14 protein-coding genes, 1 tRNA gene and 2 rRNA genes (1 of these 17 only partly in view) are annotated in these 22199 nt (G+C 70.0%); 4 read left to right on the forward strand and 13 right to left on the reverse strand.

Annotated features, from left to right (window positions below; translation table 11 throughout):
* The first annotated feature begins 83 nt into the window (after positions 1 to 83).
* From CP980_RS08775 to CP980_RS08785, 3 genes are all read left to right on the forward strand, one after another.
* Positions 84 to 767, forward strand: coding sequence for a hypothetical protein (locus CP980_RS08775; RefSeq protein ID WP_132759252.1), 684 nt, complete (start codon positions 84 to 86; stop codon positions 765 to 767).
* 96 nt (positions 768 to 863) lie between these two features.
* Complete coding sequence (locus CP980_RS08780; RefSeq protein WP_150527919.1) at positions 864 to 1667, forward strand: Fpg/Nei family DNA glycosylase; 804 nt, start codon at positions 864 to 866, stop codon at positions 1665 to 1667.
* A gap of 36 nt (positions 1668 to 1703) precedes the next feature.
* Positions 1704 to 2474 (forward strand): SDR family NAD(P)-dependent oxidoreductase, encoded by a 771-nt coding sequence (locus CP980_RS08785; protein ID WP_150527920.1) that lies wholly within the window; start codon positions 1704 to 1706, stop codon positions 2472 to 2474.
* Here the strand turns inward: CP980_RS08785 and CP980_RS08790 are convergent.
* From CP980_RS08790 to CP980_RS08830, 9 genes are all read right to left on the reverse strand, one after another.
* Complete coding sequence (locus CP980_RS08790; protein ID WP_150527921.1) at positions 2422 to 2757, reverse strand: hypothetical protein; 336 nt, start codon at positions 2755 to 2757, stop codon at positions 2422 to 2424. The genes CP980_RS08785 and CP980_RS08790 overlap by 53 nt on opposite strands.
* 165 nt (positions 2758 to 2922) lie before the next feature.
* Complete coding sequence (locus tag CP980_RS08795; protein WP_048477521.1) at positions 2923 to 3303, reverse strand: helix-turn-helix domain-containing protein; 381 nt, start codon at positions 3301 to 3303, stop codon at positions 2923 to 2925.
* Positions 3304 to 3412: 109 nt separating this feature from the next.
* On the reverse strand, positions 3413 to 3901 hold the full coding sequence (locus CP980_RS08800; RefSeq protein WP_229907209.1) for a CinA family protein: 489 nt from the start codon (positions 3899 to 3901) through the stop codon (positions 3413 to 3415).
* Positions 3902 to 3999: 98 nt separating this feature from the next.
* Positions 4000 to 4656, reverse strand: coding sequence for a CDP-diacylglycerol--glycerol-3-phosphate 3-phosphatidyltransferase (gene pgsA, locus CP980_RS08805; protein WP_099889181.1), 657 nt, complete (start codon positions 4654 to 4656; stop codon positions 4000 to 4002).
* A complete protein-coding gene (rimO, locus tag CP980_RS08810) occupies positions 4653 to 6149 on the reverse strand; it encodes a 30S ribosomal protein S12 methylthiotransferase RimO (protein ID WP_150527923.1) in 1497 nt (498 codons plus the stop codon). The genes pgsA and rimO overlap by 4 nt, the downstream gene beginning before the upstream one ends.
* A gap of 115 nt (positions 6150 to 6264) precedes the next feature.
* The gene (locus CP980_RS08815; protein ID WP_099889183.1) at positions 6265 to 7167 is read right to left on the reverse strand and encodes a helix-turn-helix domain-containing protein; all 903 of its coding nucleotides are present in this window, start codon (positions 7165 to 7167) and stop codon (positions 6265 to 6267) included.
* A gap of 219 nt (positions 7168 to 7386) precedes the next feature.
* Positions 7387 to 10227 (reverse strand): FtsK/SpoIIIE family DNA translocase, encoded by a 2841-nt coding sequence (locus CP980_RS08820; RefSeq protein ID WP_150527924.1) that lies wholly within the window; start codon positions 10225 to 10227, stop codon positions 7387 to 7389.
* A gap of 151 nt (positions 10228 to 10378) precedes the next feature.
* Positions 10379 to 11059, reverse strand: coding sequence for a response regulator (locus CP980_RS08825; protein ID WP_132759258.1), 681 nt, complete (start codon positions 11057 to 11059; stop codon positions 10379 to 10381).
* Positions 11060 to 11336: 277 nt separating this feature from the next.
* Positions 11337 to 16871 carry a HAMP domain-containing protein gene (locus CP980_RS08830; protein ID WP_189998953.1) on the reverse strand — a complete coding sequence of 1845 codons (5535 nt, stop codon included), beginning with the start codon at positions 16869 to 16871 and terminating at the stop codon, positions 11337 to 11339.
* A 168-nt stretch (positions 16872 to 17039) separates the two neighbouring features.
* Between CP980_RS08830 and CP980_RS08835 the strand changes: the two genes are divergently transcribed.
* Entirely contained in the window at positions 17040 to 19625 is a 2586-nt protein-coding gene (locus CP980_RS08835) for a SpoIIE family protein phosphatase (RefSeq protein ID WP_229907205.1), read from the forward strand.
* 34 nt (positions 19626 to 19659) lie between these two features.
* Here the strand turns inward: CP980_RS08835 and CP980_RS08840 are convergent, their stop codons facing one another.
* The 4 genes from CP980_RS08840 to CP980_RS08855 form a co-directional block, all read right to left on the reverse strand.
* Positions 19660 to 20262 carry an HdeD family acid-resistance protein gene (locus CP980_RS08840; protein WP_132759261.1) on the reverse strand — a complete coding sequence of 201 codons (603 nt, stop codon included), beginning with the start codon at positions 20260 to 20262 and terminating at the stop codon, positions 19660 to 19662.
* Between the two features lie 128 nt (positions 20263 to 20390).
* A tRNA-Thr gene (locus CP980_RS08845) sits at positions 20391 to 20466 on the reverse strand.
* Between the two features lie 5 nt (positions 20467 to 20471).
* A 5S ribosomal RNA gene (rrf, locus tag CP980_RS08850) occupies positions 20472 to 20588 on the reverse strand.
* A 77-nt stretch (positions 20589 to 20665) separates the two neighbouring features.
* Positions 20666 to 22199 (reverse strand): 23S ribosomal RNA (locus tag CP980_RS08855) (it continues 1589 nt past the right edge of the window).

Raw genomic sequence — 22199 nt, forward strand, 5'->3', positions numbered from 1 at the left:
CCCTTCTGGACTATCAAGATCACCGCAGGCATCAGTCCTGACGATGCCACGTCAAAAGATCACACTCATGGGGGACCGGAAAAGTGAGCACCAACACCATGCGGCGAGCGGCAACGGGCGTCATCGGTCTGGCGGTTGCCGGCACGCTGACCCTCACCGGCTGCAAGAACGGCAACGAAGAGACCGCACCGGCCCAGTCGAGCCCGCCGGCCGCCCAGCCCAGCCAGGGCGGGCAGGACTCCGCGCAGCCCAGCACCCCGGCCAGCCCCTCCGCCGGCGGCGGCCAGGCCCCCGCGGCGGGCCAGGCGAAGCCGGGCCAGACCTTCAAGATCGGCGAGACGGCGCAGGTGCCGTTCAACTACGGCAGCACCAAGGGCGGCACCATCGCCCTCACCGTCACCGGCGTCGAGCAGGGCCAGCCGGCGGACCTGGACTCGCTCAAGCTGGGCGACAAGGTCAAGGGGATGATCCCCTACTACATCCGCTACACGGTCAAGAACGTCGGCACCGTGGACCTCTCCTACGCCTCCGTCGGCCACATGAAGGGCCTGCTCCCGGACGGCTCCGAGGCCCAGGGCGTCTCCGTCATCGGCAAGTTCGAGAAGTGCAAGGACGAGTCGCTGCCGAAGGGCTTCACCAACGGCCAGACGCAGACCAGCTGCGCCATCGCGCTGGCCCCGTCCGCCCAGACGAAGGTGGTCGGCGCCGAGTACTGGGGCGACCCGTACAACAGCCTGAGCGACGGCAAGGGCCTCTTCTGGAAGTAGGGCTCCGCCTTCCCCGCGACCGGGCCCCCGCCCGCGCCACGGCGCGGCGGGGGCTCCGGCCGTCCCGGCGCCGCCCCGCGGGGCGACAATGGCGCCATGCCCGAAGGAGACAGCGTCTGGCGCGCCGCGGCCCGGCTGCACGCCGCCCTGGCCGGCCACGAGCTGACCCGCAGCGATCTGCGCGTCCCCCGCTTCGCCACCGCCGACCTCACCGGGCGCACCACCCTGGACGTCACCCCGCGCGGCAAACACCTCCTGGCCCGCTTCGAGGGCGGCCTCACCCTCCACACCCACCTGGGCATGGACGGCTCCTGGCGGGTCTTCGGAGCGGACGAGAAATGGCACGGCGGACCCTCGTACGAGATCCGCGCCGTCCTCGGCACCTCCGCGCGGACGGCCGTCGGCTACCGCCTGCCCGTCGTCGAGCTGCTGCGCACCTCCGAGGAGGACCGGGCCGTCGGCCACCTGGGCCCCGACCTCCTCGGCCCGGACTGGGACGCCGAGAAGGCGGCGGCCAACCTCCTGGCCCTCCCCGGGCGCCCGCTCGGCGAGGCCCTCCTCGACCAGCGCAACCTCGCCGGCATCGGCAACATCTACAAGTCCGAGCTCTGCTTCCTCGCCCAGGTCACCCCCTGGACCCCGGTCGGCGGCCTGCCCGACCCCCCGACCACCGCCGTCCGCCTGGCCGGCGCCGCCCACCGCCTGCTGCGCGCCAACACCGGCGCCGACGCGGTCCGCAACACCACCGGCCTGCGCCGACGCGGGCAGGAGCTCTTCGTCTACGGCCGCGCCCGCCGCCCCTGCCTGCGCTGCGGCACCCCCGTCCGCGAGGCACCGCAGGACGACCGCCCGACGTACTGGTGCCCCCGCTGCCAATCCGGCCCCACCCCGTCCACCTAGTTGACGCTCCGTCAGATCCGGTCGTACGGTCCCGGCATGCCCACACCCAGAGCCCCGTACGACCTCACCGGCCGGACCGCCCTGATCACCGGCGCCGCGAGCGGCATAGGCCGCGCCACCGCCGTGCTCCTCGCCGAGGCGGGCGCCGCCGTGCACTGCGCGGACCGCGACGAGCAGGGCCTCGCCGAGACGGCCGCCGTCGTCAGCAAGGCCGGCGGCACGGCCGGCGTCCACCCCCTCGACGTCACCGACCGGGCCTCCCTGCGCGCCGCCGTGGCGGCCGCCGGACCGCTCGACATCACCGCCGCCATCGCCGGGATCATGCACACCAGCAGCGTCCTGGACACCTCCGACGAGGACCTCGACCGGGTCCTGGACATCAATTTCAAGGGCGTCCTGCGCACCTGCCAGGAGGCCGCCCGCGCCATGATCGCGGCCGGGCGCCCCGGCTCGATCGTCACGATGGCCTCCGGCGCCGTGGACGCCGCCCAGCCCGGTCTGCTCTGCTACAGCGCCGCCAAGGCCGCCGTCGTCCAGCTCACCAAGACGCTGGCCACCGAGGCCGGCCCCCACGGCATCCGCGTCAACGCCGTCGCCCCGGGATGGATCCGCACCCCCATGACCGGCCGGCACAGCCCCGAGGCCCAGGAGCAGACCGAGGCCGCGATGGTCCGGATGTCCCCCCTGCGCCGCGTCGGCGAGCCCGAGGACATCGCCCAGGCGGTGCTCTACCTCGCCTCGGACGCCTCGTCCTTCATGACCGGCCAGATCCTGCGCCCGAACGGCGGGGTGTCGATGCCCTGGTGAGCAGCTCGTCGACCGGCACCCCTCCCACCGGTTCGGCCTCCACCCCGCCGACCGGCTCCGCCGCCGCCCGCCGGGCCCTGCGCCGGGGCCCAGGCGTGCAGTGCACCGGCAGCAGCCCCAGCCCCCAGCCGCCCACGGCCACCGCGCCCTCCACCGGGCCCGCCTCGCCCGGCGCCAGCGCCAGCCGCAGCACCGCCCACCACCACAGCGCGCCCATCGCCACCGCGAGGGCCGTCACCGGGGGTATGCCCAGTACCGGAGGTATGCGTAGAGAACGCCGCACGGCTGCCTCCCGGGATCAGGGCCGCGATCCGGACTCGTCCGGATTCCCCATCCTCCCGTACACCCCCCGGCGGCGCACCCAGAACGGCCCGGAGCCCCGGCCGGTGCACCAGGCACCGGCCGGGGCTCCGGCCACGCTCATTTCTTCACAGCACGCGCACGGGGCTCACGCGGCTACGACATTCACCGCTTCCGCAGGTGCCTTGATGGTCACCCGCTCCGGACCGCCCGTGACCGAAGCCACGGAGACCGAATTGAGCATCGGGCGCACCGGCACCGTGACCGGTTCGCTTGCCGCGGCCGACTGCGCCAGCTCGGCCAGCGACAGCTCGTCACTGACCTCGCGCATCAGCTCGGACATCCGTACGTCCAACGCGTCGCAGATCGCGGAGAGCAGCTCGGAGGATGCCTCCTTCTGCCCCCGCTCCACCTCGGAAAGATAGCCGAGAGAAACTCGGGCGGACGAGGAGACTTCGCGCAGAGTACGGCCCTGGCGCTGGCGCTGCCGACGCAGCACGTCACCCAGCAGGCGACGGAGCAGAATCATCGGTGGCTCCCTCCTCTGACCGTGTAGCCGCATCCTTCACGCCCCACCGTACCGCCTCGCGCCGCGGCCGTGCGGGGAGCTATGTCGTGTTCACTCAGGGCTGCAAACATCAAATCCCCCCGTTCTGTTCCGTATCCTGCCCCCGCGCATTCTCGCGGAGTTCCCTCGAAAGCAGTTCGAGCACTGTCCGTGCACTCTCCCTACGAATTTCCGTACGGGAGCCGTTCAACCTCAGCGGGACGGTTTTCCTGCCCTCCGGACCCGCGACGGCGATGAAAACGGTGCCCACCGGCTGCCCGTCCTGGGGGTCCGGACCGGCCACTCCGGTGGTCGCGATCCCCCACGATGCACCCAGCACGCGCCGCACACCCGCCGCCATCTCGGCCGCGACCTGCGCGTTCACCGCACCTTCCGCGGCCAGTAGCCCGGCGTCCACCCCCAGGATCCGGTGCTTCAGCTCGGTGGCGTACGCCGTGACCGAACCGCGGAACGACCGGGAGGCCCCGGCGACGGCCGTGAGCTCCGCGGCCACCATCCCGCCGGTCAGCGACTCCGCGACGGCGAGGGTCTGGTCACTCTCCGCAAGCAGGCGCAGCACGTCCGCGGCGAGCGCTGCGGTGGTCCCGGGCTCCGCCGCCGGTTCCGCGGCGCCCGAGGACGCCCCACCGACCTCCGGAGATTCCCCCACCGCGTATGTCACCTTGCGGCCCGCTCCGCTTCCAGCCCCTGGCGCCGCAGCACCACGGCCTGGCGGATGTAGTCCAAACCGGTGACCACGGTCAGCACGACGGCGACCGCCATCACCCAGAAGCGCAAGGAGGCCAGCGGCCCGGTCAGCGCGAGCACGTACATCCCCACCGCCGTTCCCTGGGCCAGGGTCTTGAGCTTGCCGCCCCGGCTGGCGGGAATCACTCCGTACCTGATGACCCAGAAACGCATGAGCGTGATCCCGAGTTCCCGCCCGAGGATCACCCCGGTCACCCACCAGGGCAGGTCACCCAGCCAGGAGAGACAGATCAACGCCGACCCCATGATCGCCTTGTCGGCGATGGGGTCGGCGATCTTCCCGAAGTCCGTGACCAGGTTGTACGTACGGGCCAGGTGCCCGTCGAAGATGTCCGTGATCATGGCGACCGCGAAGGCCGCCCACGCCCACGCCCGCCAGACGGGGTCGTAGCCCCCGTCGGCGAGCAGCAGCAGGACGAAGCCCGGCACCAGGACGAGCCGGATCATCGTCAGGATGTTCGCGATGTTCCACAGGCTGGCCTGATCGACCGCCGCGGCTCCCAGCTTCGCGCCGGGCGCGGGCCGGCGGCCGGTCCCGCCCGCCGCAGATGCCGGGACTCCGGTCATCCTGCCGCCTCCTCGTCAAGGTGCAGGGGCTCGGCCACCAGGTCGACGCCGAGCGTGCCGACCACCTTCGCCGTCACGATGCGGCCGGGCACCAGGCCCGTGCTGTCCGTGAAGACGACCTGGCCGTCGGTCTCGGGCGCCTGGTGCGCGGCACGCCCGTAGGCACCGGTCTCGTCCTCGTCGCCGCCGTCCACCGCCTCGACGGTTTCGACGAGCACCTCCAGGATCTCCCCGATCCGCTCCTCGGCGCGCTGCGAGGTGAGCTCCTCGGCGAGCCGCTGCATGTGCGCGAGCCGCTCCGCGATCGTCTCCTCGTCCAGCTTGTTGTCGTACGTGACGGCCTCGGTGCCGTCCTCGTCCGAGTAGCCGAAGACGCCGATCGCGTCGAGGCGCGCATGGGTGAGGAAACGCTCCAGCTCCTTGAAGTCGGCTTCCGTCTCACCGGGGAAGCCGACGATGAAGTTGGACCGGACGCCGGCCTGCGGGGCCTTGGAACGGATGGTGTCCAGCAGCTCCAGGAAGCGGTCGGTGTCACCGAAGCGGCGCATGGAGCGCAGCACGTCGGGGGCCGAGTGCTGGAAGGACAGGTCGAAGTACGGCACGACCTTGGGGGTCGAGGTCAGTACGTCGATCAGGCCGGGCCGCATCTCGGCGGGCTGGAGGTAGCTGACGCGGACGCGCTCGATGCCGTCCACCTCGGCGAGCTCCGGCAGCAGGGTCTCCAGCAGGCGGATGTCGCCGAGGTCCTTGCCGTACGAGGTGTTGTTCTCGGAGACCAGCATGATCTCCTTGACGCCCTGCTCGGCGAGCCAGCGCGTCTCGCCCAGCACGTCGCTGGGGCGGCGCGAGATGAAGGAGCCGCGGAAGGACGGGATGGCGCAGAAGGAGCAGCGCCGGTCGCAGCCGGAGGCGAGCTTCACCGAGGCGACCGGGCTCTTGTCCAGGCGGCGGCGCAGCGGCGCGCGCGGCCCGGAGGCGGGAGCGACTCCGTCGGGCAGATCGGCGGGGGCCTCGGCCACCGGCTCCTGCGCGTGGCCGGGCAGCGCCACCGCGCTCTCCTGGCGGGCCGCGGGGCTGATCGGCAGCAGCTTGCGCCGGTCGCGCGGGGTGTGGGAGGCGTGGATGCCGCCGTTCAGAATGGTCTGGAGGCGGTCGGAGATGTCGGCGTAGTCGTCGAAGCCGAGCACGCCGTCGGCCTCGGGGAGGGCCTCGGCGAGCTCCTTGCCGTAGCGCTCGGCCATGCAGCCGACGGCGACGACGGCCTGGGTCTTGCCGTGATCCTTGAGATCGTTGGCTTCGAGCAGGGCGTCTACGGAGTCCTTTTTGGCGGCTTCGACGAAACCACAGGTGTTGACGACGGCGACGTCCGCATCGGCGGCGTCCTCGACGAGCTCCCAGCCATCCGCCGCCAAGCGGCCTGCGAGCTCCTCCGAGTCCACCTCGTTACGGGCGCAGCCAAGAGTGACAAGGGCGACGGTACGGCGTTCGGGCATGGACTCAAGACTACTTTGTCCAAACGCCGGCCCCCGCCCCAAGTCCCGGTAAACCAAGATCCCCGGGGTGCGGCGCAGCACCCCGGGGACCCGGAATCACGGATTCAGCGCTGTATCAGCCTGCCTGGGCCGGTCCCTGGCGGGGGTCGTCCTTGGTGTATGTGAGGCGTTCCACCTGACCCGGCTGGAAGTCGTCCTTGATCTCCTTGCCGTTCACGAAGAGCTTCACGACCCCGGCGTCACCGAGGACGAGGTCGATGGACTCCTTGTCCGTGAAGGTCTTGGACTGGCCGGGGGTCAGCGTCCCGTCGAACAGCAGCCGGCCGCTGTGGTCCTTCGCGGAGATCCAGCTCTCTCCGTCGTTGGCCGTCAGGACGACCGTGACGACATCCTTGGGCGCGGCGGCGATCGCACTGTCCGAGGGCTCCGGCTTGGGGGCCTTCGGGCTCTGCTGCGGCTGGGGCTGGGCGGCCGGCTTTCCGGCCGACTGCTTGGGCGCGGCCTGCGGGGCGGCGGAGGCGTCCGCCATCTGGCGCTTCTCCTTCGCGTCGCCGCCGCTGAAGGCGGTGAAGCCCACGAAGCCGATCACGGCGACGATGGCGGCGACCATGGCCGCGGTCCAGTTGGGCCGCTGCCGCTCGGGACGGATGCGCTCGGCGTCGAACATCGGCGCGGCGGGCGTGGGGGCCGGCCGGCCGCCGTGGGCCGCGTCGTACGCGTCGACCAGGGGTTCCGGATCGATATGGACGGCGCGGGCGAGCGTACGGATGTGACCGCGGGCGTAGACGTCGCCGCCGCACCGCGTGAAATCGTCAGCTTCGATCGCGTGCACGATCGGGATGCGCACACGGGTGGTGGAACTGACCTCGTCGACAGTGAGCCCGGCGGCGATCCGGGCCTTCTTCAGGGCCGTCCCGATGGACGGTCCTTCGGCCTTGCGTTCGATGATGCGGTCCTCGGACCGGTCGTCGGTCGAAGGACGCTCATCTTCGGGGGAGTTGGAGTTGCCGATGGACACGAGGGCGCCTTTCGAGCGTGTAGCCACCTGCTGGATGTCCAGTCTAGGGGGGTGACGAAAGGGTGGAGCAACCGGAGGGTGGACTTCCTACGCCATCCGAATGGCAATCCGAACAGAGTCTGGGAAGTCCGGGTGCTGCGACGGCCCCGCACCGGGCACGGTGCCGTCACCTCCCTCAACTTGACGCGGGCCCAGGGGAAACGGTTGCCCGCCCGTGAATCACGGTTGGGTCTCTCCCCGGATGACGGCGAGGACCCCGTCCAGCTCGTCCGCCTTGACCAGGACGTCGCGCGCCTTCGAACCCTCGCTCGGGCCGACGATCCCCCGCGACTCCATCAGGTCCATGAGGCGGCCGGCCTTCGCGAAGCCCACCCGCAGCTTGCGCTGGAGCATCGAGGTCGACCCGAACTGGGTGGAGACCACCAGCTCGGCCGCCTGGCACAGCAGGTCCAGGTCGTCGCCGATCTCCTCGTCGATCTCCTTCTTCTGCTTCTGCCCGACCGTGACGTCGTCCCGGAAGACCGGGGCCATCTGGTCCTTGCAGTGCTGGACGATCCCGGCGATCTCGTCCTCGGTGACGAAGGCGCCCTGGAGGCGCACCGGCTTGTTCGCCCCCATCGGCAGGAACAGCCCGTCGCCCTTGCCGATCAGCTTCTCGGCGCCCGGCTGGTCGAGGATGACCCGGCTGTCGGCGAGCGAGGAGGTGGCGAAGGCGAGCCGCGAGGGCACGTTCGCCTTGATCAGGCCGGTGACCACGTCCACCGAGGGCCGCTGGGTGGCGAGCACCAGGTGGATGCCGGCCGCGCGGGCCAGCTGGGTGATGCGGACGATCGAGTCCTCCACGTCGCGCGGGGCCACCATCATCAGGTCGGCGAGCTCGTCGACGATCACCAGCAGGTACGGGTACGGGCTGAGCTCCCGCTCGCTGCCCGGTGGCAGTTTGATCTTGCCGTCCCGGATGGCCTGGTTGAAGTCGTCGATGTGCCGGTAGCCGAAGGCGGCCAGGTCGTCGTAGCGCAGGTCCATCTCGCGCACGACCCACTGGAGGGCCTCGGCGGCCCGCTTGGGGTTGGTGATGATCGGCGTGATCAGGTGCGGGATGCCCTCGTACGCCGTCAGCTCGACGCGCTTGGGGTCCACCAGCACCATCCGGACGTCCTCCGGGGTGGCCCGCACCATCACCGAGGTGATCAGGCAGTTGATGCAGGAGGACTTTCCGGAGCCGGTGGCGCCGGCCACCAGCACGTGCGGCATCTTCGCGAGGTTGGCCATGACGTAGCCGCCCTCGACGTCCTTGCCGAGCGCCACCAGCATCGGATGGTCGTCCTCGGCCGCGTCCGCGAGCCGCAGCACGTCGCCCAGGTTGACCATCTCGCGGTCGGTGTTCGGGATCTCGATGCCGACGGCCGACTTGCCCGGGATCGGGCTGATGATCCGGACGTCCGGCGAGGCCACCGCGTACGCGATGTTCTTGGTCAGTGCCGTGATCCGCTCGACCTTGACCGCGGCGCCGAGGGTGACCTCGTACCGGGTGACCGTCGGGCCCCGGGTGAAGCCGGTGACGTCCGCGTCGACCTTGAACTCGGTGAACACGTTGCGCAGCGAGGCGACCACCGCGTCGTTGGCGGCGCTGCGGGTCTTGCCCGGCCCGCCCTTCTCCAGCAGGTCGAGCGAGGGGAGGGCGTACGTGATGTCCCCGCGCAGCTGGAGCTGCTCGGCGCGGGGCGGCAGCGGCTGGGCGGCCGGCGGGGCCTTGGTGAGGTCCGGGACGGACAGGGTCCCGGACGCCGCGGCGGTGGTGTCGTGCGGGCCCTCGGCCGGCTCCGGCTCCGCGCCCGCACCCGCGCCCCGGTCCCGGCCCTGGTCCGCGGGCGCGGCCCCGGGCCGCTCCGCCCGCGCCGGCGGCACGGGCGGCACCGGAGCGGTGATCTCCGCCCCCTCGCGTCCGGCGCGCTCCCCCGAGATGCCCTGCGTCAGATCGGCCACCAGCGGGGAGGGCGGCATTCCGCCGTAGACCGCCCCGTCCAGCGCGGCGGCGGCCGCGGCGGCCACGTCGACGGCGTCCATCTCCCGCTCGGCGGCCGGCCGGGCCGGGGTGCGGCGCGGACGCCGCCGGCGGGCGAGCGCCTGCTCCTCGGCGGCGTCGGCGGGATCGGCGGAACCGGCCGGCCCCACCGCGGCACCGCCGGCGGATCCCGACCGGGCCCGCCACTGCTCGGGGTCGTGCCGGTCGGCGGCGCCGCCCTCCCCGTACCCCTCGTCGTACTCGTTCGGGGCGATGATCCCCAGCCGGATCCCGAGCCGCCGCAGCCGCTGCGGGATCGCGTTCACCGGGGTCGCGGTGACCACGAGCAGCCCGAAGACCGTCAGCAGCACCAGCATCGGCACGGCCAGCGGCGCGCCCATGGTGAAGATCAGCGGCTTGGAGGCGGCCCAGCCGATCAGCCCGCCCGCGTCCTGCATGGCGGTGGTGCCCTCGTCGCGGCCGGGTGCCCCGCAGGCGATGTGCACGAGGCCGAGGACCCCGATGGCGAGCGCGGAGAGGCCGACGCCGATCCGGCCGTTGGCATCGGGCTGCTCGGGATGGCGGATGAAACGTACCGCCATCACGCCCAGCAGGATCGGCACGAGCAGATCCAGTCGTCCGAAGGCACCCGTGACCAGCATGGTCACCAGATCCCCGACGGGACCGCTCAGGTTCGACCAGGTACCGGCGGCGACGATCAGCGCGAGGGCGAGCAGCAGCAGCGCGACGCCGTCCTTGCGGTGGGCGGGGTCGAGGTTCTTGGCCCCCTGGCCCACTCCGCGGAACACCGCGCCGACCGCGTGCGCGCAGCCCAGCCACACGGCGCGCACCAGCCGCACCACGCCCCCGGTGGGGGACGGCGCGGGCTTCGGCGGCGCCTTCTTCGCGGGGGCGCGCCGGGGCGCCGCCGCCTTCTTCGCGGCGGACCCGCGCGCGGCGGCCGCTTTCTTCGCCGGCGCCGTCGTCCGGCCGGTGCGGCCCTTCGCGGTGCCCGCTGCGCTCTGGGAACCCTTGCCGGACGTACGTGAGGCCATGGGCCCGAGGTTACCGGTGCGCGCGCCGGTGGACACGCGTGCCCACCCCTTCACCCGTTCGTGTCGCGCGCCGCGTCAGTGCTTTGACGCACCGCCAGACACGACGGTGGTGCGAACGGCCAGGCAGGCGGCCCCTCGTGGGCTCGGGCGCTCAGCCCTGCGCGGGCAGCATCGGCGTTCCCCCGCCGGTCCCGGGCTCCAGCGCGTCGAGCGCCCGCCGCAGTCCGGTGAGCTTGCGCTCCAGATGGGCCGCTGTCGCCACGACCGCCGCGTCGGCCGATTCCTCGCCGAGCTGCTTGGTCAGCGCCTCCGCCTGCTCCTCGACCGCCGCGAGCCGCGCGGAGAGCTCGGCCAGCAGGCCGGCCGTCTCCTTGCTGCCCTCGCCGCCCGCACCGCCGCCCTCCAGCTGGAGCCGCAGCAGCGCCGCCTGCTCGCGCAGCTGGCAGTTCTTCGTGTACAGCTCCACGAACACCGAGACCTTGGCCCGCAGCACCCACGGGTCGAAGGGCTTGGAGATGTAGTCCACCGCTCCCGCCGCGTAGCCGCGGAACGTGTGGTGCGGACCGTGATTGATCGCGGTGAGGAAGATGATCGGGATGTCCCGGGTCCGTTCGCGCCGCTTGATGTGCGCGGCGGTCTCGAATCCGTCCATCCCGGGCATCTGCACATCCAGCAGGATGACCGCGAAATCGTCCGTCAGCAGCGCCTTGAGCGCTTCCTCCCCCGACGACGCCCGGACCAGTGTCTGATCGAGCGCGGAGAGGATGGCCTCCAGCGCCAGCAGATTCTCCGGCCGGTCGTCGACCAGGAGGATCTTGGCCTTCTGCACCATGCCCTGTCCTCCTCGCCCCGGCATGGGGCCTCCCCGGCTCCTGGCACCGGCCTGTACGCCGGGCCCCGCCCCAGAAGAGGACGGCATCCTTGCGCCGTCCGTCCTTGTGCCGGTCATCGTAGCCCCAGTCCCGAGATCGCCACACCCTGTCACCAGGATGTCACTGTGCACGAAGCAGAAACGGTGTGGGGGAGCAGAAGGTTCCCCGCTGCCCGCCCTTTCACACCGTTTTCGCCACGGTCAGTCAGCAATTGGTATCAGAGTGCTCGCCCGCCGATCACTTGCCCCGCATCCACTGTTCCATGACCGACAGGAGATAGTCCGGGTCGACCGGCTTGGTGACGTAGTCGGAAGCACCGGAGTCGATCGCCTTCTCCCGGTCCCCCTTCATCGCCTTCGCCGTCAGCGCGATGATCGGCAGTCCGGCGAACTGCGGCATCCGCCGGATCGCCGAGGTCGTCGCGTACCCGTCCATCTCCGGCATCATGATGTCCATCAGTACGACCGTCACATCGTCGTGCTGCTCCAGGACTTCGATGCCCTCGCGTCCGTTCTCCGCGTACAGCACCGCCAGTCCGTGCTGCTCCAGCACGGAGGTCAGCGCGAACACGTTGCGCACGTCGTCGTCCACGATGAGCACCTTCTCGCCGTGGAAGTCGTACGACCGCGGCAGCACCGGGAGTTCCTCCTCCGGATTGACCCAGTCGCCCTCGGGCCCCTGCGTGTTCGGCTGCCCCGGCACCGCCGTACGCGGCTCCAGGTCGCTCAGCGCCTTGCGCCTGCGCCGGAACAGCGCGGCCCCGCCCTGCCCCTGACCGGCCGGCTCGGCGGCCGGCAGCGCGGGCCGTGCCTGCTGCGCGTGCTGCGGCTGCGCCGCGGAGACCGGCGCCGCCGGGGTGGCCGGCAGCGCGGGCCGCGCGCCGTCGCCCTGCCTGCGGTACACCTCGCCGCGCCCGCCGCCCGGCGTGGGCGGCGCGTACCCCTGCGGCGGCAGCTCGCTCGGGTGCAGCGGCAGGTACAGCGTGAACGTGGAGCCGCGGCCGGGTTCGCTCGCCGCGTGGATCTCCCCGCCCAGCAGCCGGGCGATCTCCCGGCTGATGGACAGCCCGAGCCCCGTACCGCCGTACTTCCTGCTCGTCGTCCCGTCGGCCTGCTTGAACGCCTCGAAGATCACCAGCATCTTGCTCGCCGCGATCCCGATGCCGGTGTCCGTCACCGAGAAGGCGATCAGGTCCGCGTCCGCCTCGCGCAGCGAGCCTGCCTCCAGCAGCTGCTCCCGGATCGCCGTCGGCACGTCGGAGCCCGCGGGCCGGATCACCAGCTCCACCGCCCCGGTGTCGGTGAACTTCACCGCGTTCGACAGCAGGTTGCGCAGCACCTGGAGCAGCCGCTGCTCGTCCGTGTGCAGGGTCGCGGGCAGCTCCGGGGAGACCCGGACCGAGAAGTCCAGCCCCTTCTCCGCGGTCAGCGGCCGGAAGGTGGCCTCCACGTAGTCCACGAGCTGCACGAGCGCGATCCGCGTCGGCGAGACGTCCATCTTCCCCGCCTCGACCTTCGACAGGTCGAGGATGTCGTTGATCAGCTGGAGCAGGTCGGAGCCCGCGCCGTGGATGGTCTCCGCGAACTCCACCTGCTTCGGCGACAGGTTCTCGTCCGCGTTGTCGGCGAGCAGCTTGGCCAGGATCAGCAGCGAGTTGAGCGGCGTACGCAGCTCGTGCGACATGTTCGCCAGGAACTCGGACTTGTAGCGCATCGAGACCGCGAGCTGCTCGGCGCGCTCCTCCAGGACCTGCCGGGCCTCCTCGATCTCGGTGTTCTTCACCTCGATGTCCCGGTTCTGCTGGGCCAGCAGCTCCGCCTTCTCCTCCAGCTCGGCATTGGCGGCCTGGAGCGCCTTCTGCCGGTTCTCCAGCTCGTCGGAGCGCTCCCGGAGCTGCTCGGTCATCTCCTGCGACTGCTTGAGCAGCATCTCCGTCTTGGAGTTGACGCTGATCGTGTTGACGCTCGTACCGATCATCTCGGCGATCTGGCTCAGGAAGTCCTTCTGGATCTGCGTGAAGGGCTGGAACGACGCCAGCTCGATGACGCCGAGCACCTTCCCCTCGAACAGCACCGGCAGCACGATCACATGGGCCGGCGGCGCCTCCCCGAGCCCCGAGGAGATCTTCAGGTAGCCCGGCGGGGTGTTCTCGACGAGGATCGTCCGCTTCTCCTCGGCGACGGTCCCGATCAGCCCCTCCCCCGGCCGGAACGAGGTGGGCACCGCCCCGCCCGCGTACGCGTAACTCCCGCGCATCCGCAGCTCGTACGAGCCGTCGGGACCGCCCTCGGTCCCGATCTCCGTGGTGCCGCCCGAGGGCAGCGCCAGGAAGAACGCGCCGTGCTGGGCGGAGACCACCGGCGTCAGCTCGCTCATGATCAGCGAGGCCACGTCGTCCAGCTCGCGGCGGCCCTGCATCAGGGCGGAGATCCGGGCCAGGTTGCCCTTCAGCCAGTCCTGCTCCTTGTTGGCCAAGGTGGTGTCGCGCAGGTTCGCGATCATCGTGTTGATGTTGTCCTGGAGGACCTGGATCTCGCCCGACGCGTCCACGTCGATCTTCAGGTTGAGATCACCGCGGGTCACCGCGGTGGCCACGGCCGCGATCGCACGCACCTGCCGGGTCAGGTTCCCGGCCATCTCGTTCACGGACTCCGTGAGGTCGCGCCACGTGCCGTCCACGTCCCGGACCCGCGCCTGACCGCCCAGGATCCCCTCGGTACCCACCTCGCGGGCCACCCGCGTCACCTGGTCGGCGAACGAGGACAGCTGGTCGACCATCGTGTTGATCGTCGTCTTCAGCTCCAGGATCTCGCCCCGGGCGTCGATGTCGATCTTCTTGGTCATGTCGCCCTTGGCGATGGCGGTCGTCACCATGGCGATCTGCCGCACCTGGCCGGTGAGGTTGGAGGCCATGAAGTTCACCGAATCGGTGAGGTCCTTCCACGTACCCGACACACCCGGCACGTGCGCCTGACCGCCCAGGCGGCCCTCCGTACCCACCTCGCGGGCCACGCGCGTGACCTCGTCCGCGAACGAGGACAGGGTCTTGACCATCGTGTTGACCGTGTCCGCGAGCTGCGCGACCTCACCGCGCGCCTCGACCGTGACCGTCTTCGTCAGATCGCCGTTGGCCACCGCCGCCGAGACCTGCGAGATGTTGCGCACCTGCGAGGTCAGGTTGTTGGCCATCAAGTTGACGTTGTCGCTGAGGTCCTTCCAGATGCCGGTCACCCCGCGCACGCGCGCCTGACCGCCCAGGATGCCCTCGGTACCCACCTCGCGGGCCACCCGGGTCACCTGCTCGGCGAACGAGGACAGCTGGTCCACCATCGTGTTCACGGTCGTGACGAGTTCGAGGATCTCGCCCTTCGCGTCCACGGTGATCTTCTTCGACAGGTCGCCCATGGCGACCGCCGTCGTCACCTCGGCGATGTTGCGCACCTGCGAGGTCAGGTTGTTCGCCATGAAGTTGACGGACTGCGTGAGGTCCTTCCAGGTGCCGGAGACCCCCTTCACCTCCGCCTGACCGCCCAGGATGCCCTCGGTACCCACCTCGCGGGCCACCCGGGTCACCTGCTCCGCGAAGTTCGAGAGCTGGTCGACCATCGTGTTGAGGGTGTTCTTCAGCTCCAGGATCTCGCCGCGCGCGTCCACGTCGATCTTCTGGGAGAGATCGCCGCGGGCCACCGCCGTCGCGACCTGGGCGATGTTGCGCACCTGCGAGGTCAGGTTCCCGGCCATGCCGTTCACCGAATCCGTCAGGTCGCGCCATACGCCGGCCACACCGGGCACCTGCGCCTGGCCGCCGAGCCGGCCCTCCGTACCCACGTCCCGGGCCACCCGGGTCACCTGCTCCGCGAAGGCCGAGAGCTGGTCGACCATCGTGTTGATGGTGTTCTTCAGCTCCAGGATCTCGCCGCGCGCGTCCACGTCGATCTTCTGGGAGAGATCGCCGCGGGCCACCGCCGTGGTCACCTGCGCGATCTGCCGCACCTGGGAGGTCAGGTTGCCGGCCATGAAGTTGACGGAGTCCGTGAGCTCCTTCCAGGTGCCCGAGACCCCCTCCACCCGGGCCTGGCCGCCGAGGCGGCCCTCCGTACCCACGTCCCGCGCCATCCGCGTGACCTGGTCGGCGAAGCTGGAGAGCTGGTCCACCATCGTGTTCACGGTGTTCTTCAGCTGGAGCATCTCGCCCGAGACGTCCACGGTGACCTTCTGCGACAGGTCGCCGTTGGCCACCGCCGTCGTCACCTGCGCGATGTTGCGCACCTGGCCGGTGAGGTTGCGGAAGGCGGTGTTCACCGAATCGGTGAGGTCCTTCCACGTGCCCGCCGCACCCGGCACCTGCGCCTGACCGCCCAGCTCACCCTCGACGCCGACCTCACGGGCCACACGCGTCACTTCCGCGCCGAAGGACTGGAGCTGGTCCACCATCGTGTTGACGGTGTTCTTCAGCTCCAGCATCTCGCCGGCCACGTCGACCGTGACCTTCTGCGACAGGTCGCCGTTGGCCACCGCCGTCGTCACCGTCGCGATGTCCCGCACCTGCGTGGTGAGGTTGCGGAAGACCGTGTTCACCGAATCGGTGAGGTCCTTCCACGTACCCGCCGCGCCCGGCACCTGCGCCTGGCCGCCGAGCGTTCCCTTCGCCCCGACCTCGCTCGCCACGCGCGTGACCTCGTCCGCGAAGGTCCGCAGCGTCTCCGTCATCTGGTTGATCGTTTCGGCCAGCTGCGCCACCTCGCCGCGCGCGCTGACCCGTACCTTCTGCGACAGATCACCGTTGGCCACGGCCGTCGTGACCTGCGCGATCCCGCGCACCTGGGCCGTCAGGTTGCCCGCCATCGTATTGACGGAGTCGGTCAGGTCCTTCCAGACACCCGCGACCCCGGGCACCTTCGCCTGGCCGCCGAGCTCACCCTCCGTACCCACCTCGCGCGCGACCCGCGTCACCTCGGAGGAGAACGACGACAGCTGGTCCACCATCGTGTTCACGGTGTTCTTCAGCTGGAGCATCTCGCCGGCCACGTGCACCGTGACCTTGCGCGACAGATCGCCCTTCGCCACCGCCGTCGTGACGAGAGCGATGTCACGCACCTGAGCGGTGAGGCGGTACGCCATCGTGTTGACGGAGTCGGTCAGGTCCTTCCAGGAACCCGACATCCCGCGCACCTGGGCCTGACCGCCCAGCTTGCCCTCGGTACCCACCTCCAGCGCGACCCGCGTCACCTCGTCGGTGAACGCCGACAGCTGGTCGACCAGGTTGTTGACCGTACGCCCGACCTTCAGGAACTCACCGCGCAGCGGATGCCCGGCCCCGTCCGCGGCCTGCGTCCGCAGGTCCATCCGCTGGTCCAGATCACCCTCGGCGACCGCCGACAGCACCCGGCCCACCTCGGACACCGGCCGGGCCAGATCGTCCACCAGCTGGTTCGAGGCGTCGATCGCGGCCGCCCAGGAACCCTCACAGGCACCTGTTTCCAGCCGTTCGCTCAGCTTGCCCTCGCGGCCCACCATCCGCCGCACCCGCGAGAGCTCTCCCGTCAGATGGAGATTGCGATCGGCGACCTCGTTGTAGACGGCGGCGATCTCCGCCATCACACCGTCGCCGGACACCGTCAGCCGCTTGCGGAAATTCCCGTCCCGCATCGACACCAGGGCCGTGAGCAGCCGGTTCAGGGCAGCGGTATCGACTTCCGTCGTGCCGCCCCGACGGGACCTCCCGCCCTTCGGGCGCGTTCCCGTTCGCCGCACCGCTGCGCCAGACTCCACCGTGTCCCTCCCGAAAGGGTCGACCGCTGTTCCACCGACACCCGGCGAGTCGCACGCCCGGCTCTTCGATCCTGCCCAGTGTTTCACCCCGGCCGAACCCGGCCATAACACTTCGGCACCATCGCACACCGGCCGCACCCTGCGGGTGGAATCCCGGACGACGGCACCATGCCGACCGCGAAGGTAAGTAACCTGGCACCCGATGTCCAACCGCGTCGAAGGAGATTCGTGATCACGGCTCGGGCGGCTGCCAGCTTCGACCCCCTCGGGCGCTCGGTCGCCGCGGCCCGGGCGTTCGTCCGCGACACCCTGCAGGGATGGGGCTTCGCGGACATCGTCGACGACGCCGTGGTGCTCACCAGCGAGCTCGTCACCAACGCCGTGGTCCACGCCGGCACCAAGGCCGAGGTCCTGTGCCTGCGCTCCGGTGACGGCGTACGGGTCGAGATCGCCGACCGCTACCCGGAACGTGAGCTTCCTCTCCAACACCCCGGCGAGCGCCCCTACGCCGACCCCGACCGCGAGAACGGCCGCGGGCTGATGCTCTGCGCCGCCCTCGCCACCCGCTGGGGAGTCGAGTACACCGCCACCCACAAACACGTGTGGTTCCGGCTCGACCTCCCGGACCGGCCGGTCGGTACCCGCTCGGCCGGACCCGTCGTACCGGACCGCCTCCTGCCCCTCGCCGACAGCCGCGTACGCGTCGCCGTCCTCCAGATCGACGCCTCCGACGCGATCTCCGCCTGGAACGAGGACGCCGAGCACGTCTTCGGCTACGCCGCCGAGAAGGTCCTCGGCCGCCCCCTCGCCGAACTCGCCGCCTGGCCCCAGACCCCCGGCACCGGCACCGGCATCGCCGAGGCCCTGCGCCTGTCCCGCTGGGAGGGCAGCTACGGCATCCGCGGCGCCGACGGCCGAGTGATCCCCGTGTACGCCTCCCACCTGCGGGTCCGCGATGCGCACGGCGAGCCGTCCATCGTCTGCCTGCTGGTCCACGACGACGAGCGGGCCCTGCTCCAGACCCCCGTACGGGTCGCCTCCGCCGACAGCCTCCAGCTCACCGAACCCCGCCCCGCGGACCCCTTCGAGGTCTTCATCGGCTCCCCCGCCCCCGACGACCTCGACGGACTCCTCCAGCGCACCGTCGAACGCGCCCGCGACATGCTCGACGCCGACTCCGCCTTCCTGCTGCTCGCCACCGACGACGAGACGGAGCTGGAAGTCCGCGCGACGACCGGGCTCCCCTCCACCCGCCAGCGCTTCGCCCGCGTCCCCGTCGAAGCCGGCACCAACCGCTACGGCTCCGCCCGCATGCCCGCCGTCCACGACGACCTCGCCGCCGTCCCCGGAGCCGTACCGCTCCTGGAGGCCACCGGCATGCGCTCGGTGATCACCGTCCCCCTCAAGGTCGAAGGCCGGCTCACCGGCTCCCTCGGCGTCGCCGCCGAGAACCCCGGCCGCTACTCGAACGCCGAGGCCCTGCGCCTCCAGTTCGCCGCCGACCGCATCGCCCTCGCCGTCGAATCCGCCCGCCTCGGCGAGCTGGAACGCCTGCGCCGCGGCTCCCTCTCCTTCCTCGTCGAGGCCTCCGACCTGCTCGCCGGCACCCTCGACCGGGACCAGACCCTGGCCCTCATGGCCCAGATGACCGTCCCGACCCTGGCCACCTGGTGCGCCGTGTACACGATCGCCGACCAGTCCTCGGACCCGTACCTCGCGTACGTCCTGCACGAGGACGAGGAGCGCATCGACGGCCTCAAGGCCCTGCTCTCCCACGTCAGCCCGCCCGACCCGGTCCGGGAGGCCGGCGCCCGCCCCTGGCCTGCGACGGCCCAGGCCGTCGGCGGGGAGACCGTCGTCCTCCCGCTCCTGGCCCGCAACCGCGTGATCGGCCTGCTGACCCTCGGCAAGCCCTCGGAGGAGCACTTCCGCCAGGAGATCCTCGAACTCGCCGAGGACCTGTCCCGCCGCGCCGCGCTCGCCCTCGACAACGCCCGCCTCTACTCCGAGCGCACGGCGATCAGCCGCTCCCTCCAGCGCAGCCTGCTCCCGCCCGGCTCCCCCGCCATCCCCGGCATGGAGGTCGAGGTCATCTACCGCGCGGCCGGCGAGGGCAACGAGGTCGGCGGCGACTTCTACGACGTCTTCCCGATCCGCGACGGCGCGTACGGCTTCGCCATCGGCGACGTCTGCGGTACGGGCCCCGAGGCGGCCGCCGTCACCGGCCTCGCCCGCCACGCCCTGCGCCTCCTGGCCCGCGAGGGCCTCGGCGGCCCGGCGGTGCTGGAGCGGCTGAACGCGGCCATCCTCGACGAGGGCGCCCGCAGCCGCTTCCTCACCCTCCTGTACGGGGAACTGCACCCCCAGCCGGACGGCAGCGCCCTGATGAAGGTCGTCTGCGCCGGCCACCCGCTCCCGCTGCGCCTGCGCCCGGACGGCCAGGTCACCCCGGCCGCGGACCCTCAGCCCCTGCTCGGCGTGATCGACGACCTCGACCTCTACGAACAGACCCTGACCCTGGACCCGGGCGACGTACTGCTCTGCGTCACGGACGGGGTGACGGAGCGCCGCGAGGGAACCCGCATGCTGGGCGACGACGGCCTCACCGAGGTCCTCACCACCTGCACGGGCCTCACCGCGGGCGCCGTCGCCGCCCGCGTCCTGCGAGCGGTGGAACGCTTCGCGGCCGAGCCCGCCTCGGACGACATGGCCATCCTGGCCTTCCGCGTCCCCCAGCCGCGCACGGGCGACTAGGGGGCGTCCGGCGGATCATGGCCGGGGGCATCCCCTAGCCTGAGCCCACGCGGCGGGTGGCGGAGCGCAGTGCGAACGCCATCACCACTTCGAACACGCCGAGCAGGACGAGCCAGAGTCCCAGCAGCCGGGTCAGCGCGACCGCGGAGTCCACGGGGAAGCACAGCACGACGATACCGGCGACGGCGCCGAGGGCGCCCAGGCCGAAGAGCAGGCCCCGGTGGGCGACCGTGTGGTCCGCGATGGCTGTGTACGCCGTGAGCACGCCGGTCACCAGCCAGAACACGCCGAGGATCAGGGACAGCGCGCCGATCGTCTGCATCGGATGCCGCAGCACCAGCACGCCGGCCAGCAACGCCAGCACGGCGACCAGGACGGCGGCCAGCCTGCTGCCGCCGTCGTTGCTGTGCGAGAAGGCGGTGACGAAACGGAAGACACCCGCCACGAGGAGCTGCAGGCCGATGATGACGGCCAGGATGTGCAGGGTCTCGTCGGGCCAGACGAGTACGAGGATGCCGGGGATCAGGGTCACCAGGGCGAGGCCCAGCGCCCAGTGCCAGGTGCCTCCGACCTGCTTGAGGACGTCGTCAGGGTCGCTCTGCTTGTGCTGCGGGGCCGCGTCGAAGGGAACGGTCATCACGCCTCCCAAGGGTTCACCCCTTGTCGCCCATGCTAGAGAGTCGCGGTGCAGCCCGCCCGTCCGGACCGCCGGGCCGACTCCGGAAACGCAAAAAGGCCCCCGCCAAGAGGCGGGGGCCTTTTCTTTGGAGCCCTTTAACGGAATCGAACCGTTGACCTTCTCCTTACCATGGAGACGCTCTACCGACTGAGCTAAAAGGGCGGGTTGTTCGGCGGCGTCCTACTCTCCCACAGGGTCCCCCCTGCAGTACCATCGGCGCTGAAAGGCTTAGCTTCCGGGTTCGGAATGTAACCGGGCGTTTCCCTAACGCTATGACCACCGAAACACTATGAAATTTGAACACTGGACGGCAACACAGCTGTTCGTTATTTCAGAACTAACACAGTGGACGCGAGCAACTGAGGACAAGCCCTCGGCCTATTAGTACCAGTCAGCTCCACCCGTTACCGGGCTTCCACATCTGGCCTATCAACCCAGTCGTCTACTGGGAGCCTTACCCTCTCAAGGAGGTGGGAATACTCATCTTGAAGCAGGCTTCCCGCTTAGATGCTTTCAGCGGTTATCCCTCCCGAACGTAGCCAACCAGCCATGCCCTTGGCAGGACAACTGGCACACCAGAGGTTCGTCCGTCCCGGTCCTCTCGTACTAGGGACAGCCCTTCTCAATATTCCTACGCGCACAGCGGATAGGGACCGAACTGTCTCACGACGTTCTAAACCCAGCTCGCGTACCGCTTTAATGGGCGAACAGCCCAACCCTTGGGACCGACTCCAGCCCCAGGATGCGACGAGCCGACATCGAGGTGCCAAACCATCCCGTCGATATGGACTCTTGGGGAAGATCAGCCTGTTATCCCCGGGGTACCTTTTATCCGTTGAGCGACGGCGCTTCCACAAGCCACCGCCGGATCACTAGTCCCGACTTTCGTCCCTGCTCGACCCGTCGGTCTCACAGTCAAGCTCCCTTGTGCACTTACACTCAACACCTGATTGCCAACCAGGCTGAGGGAACCTTTGGGCGCCTCCGTTACCCTTTGGGAGGCAACCGCCCCAGTTAAACTACCCATCAGACACTGTCCCTGATCCGGATCACGGACCGAGGTTAGACATCCAGCACGACCAGAGTGGTATTTCAACGGCGACTCCACCCCAACTGGCGTTGGGGCTTCAAAGTCTCCCACCTATCCTACACAAGCCGAACCGAACACCAATATCAAACTGTAGTAAAGGTCCCGGGGTCTTTCCGTCCTGCTGCGCGAAACGAGCATCTTTACTCGTAGTGCAATTTCACCGGGCCTATGGTTGAGACAGTCGAGAAGTCGTTACGCCATTCGTGCAGGTCGGAACTTACCCGACAAGGAATTTCGCTACCTTAGGATGGTTATAGTTACCACCGCCGTTTACTGGCGCTTAAGTTCTCAGCTTCGCAACCCCGAAAGGTCACTAACCGGTCCCCTTAACGTTCCAGCACCGGGCAGGCGTCAGTCCGTATACATCGCCTTACGGCTTCGCACGGACCTGTGTTTTTAGTAAACAGTCGCTTCTCGCTGGTCTCTGCGGCCACCCCCAGCTCACGGAGCAAGTCCGATCACCAGTGATGGCCCCCCTTCTCCCGAAGTTACGGGGGCATTTTGCCGAGTTCCTTAACCATAGTTCACCCGAACGCCTCGGTATTCTCTACCTGACCACCTGAGTCGGTTTAGGGTACGGGCCGCCATGAAACTCGCTAGAGGCTTTTCTCGACAGCATAGGATCATCCACTTCACCACAATCGGCTCGGCATCAGGTCTCAGCCTTAATGAGGGACGGATTTGCCTACCCCTCGGCCTACACCCTTACCCCGGGACAACCACCGCCCGGGCTGGACTACCTTCCTGCGTCACCCCATCGCTTACCTACTACAAGTCTGGTTCGTCGGCTCCACCACTTTCCTTT

The sequence above is a fragment of the Streptomyces vinaceus genome, assembly GCF_008704935.1.
In the GTDB taxonomy this organism is placed as follows: Bacteria; Actinomycetota; Actinomycetes; order Streptomycetales; family Streptomycetaceae; genus Streptomyces; species Streptomyces vinaceus.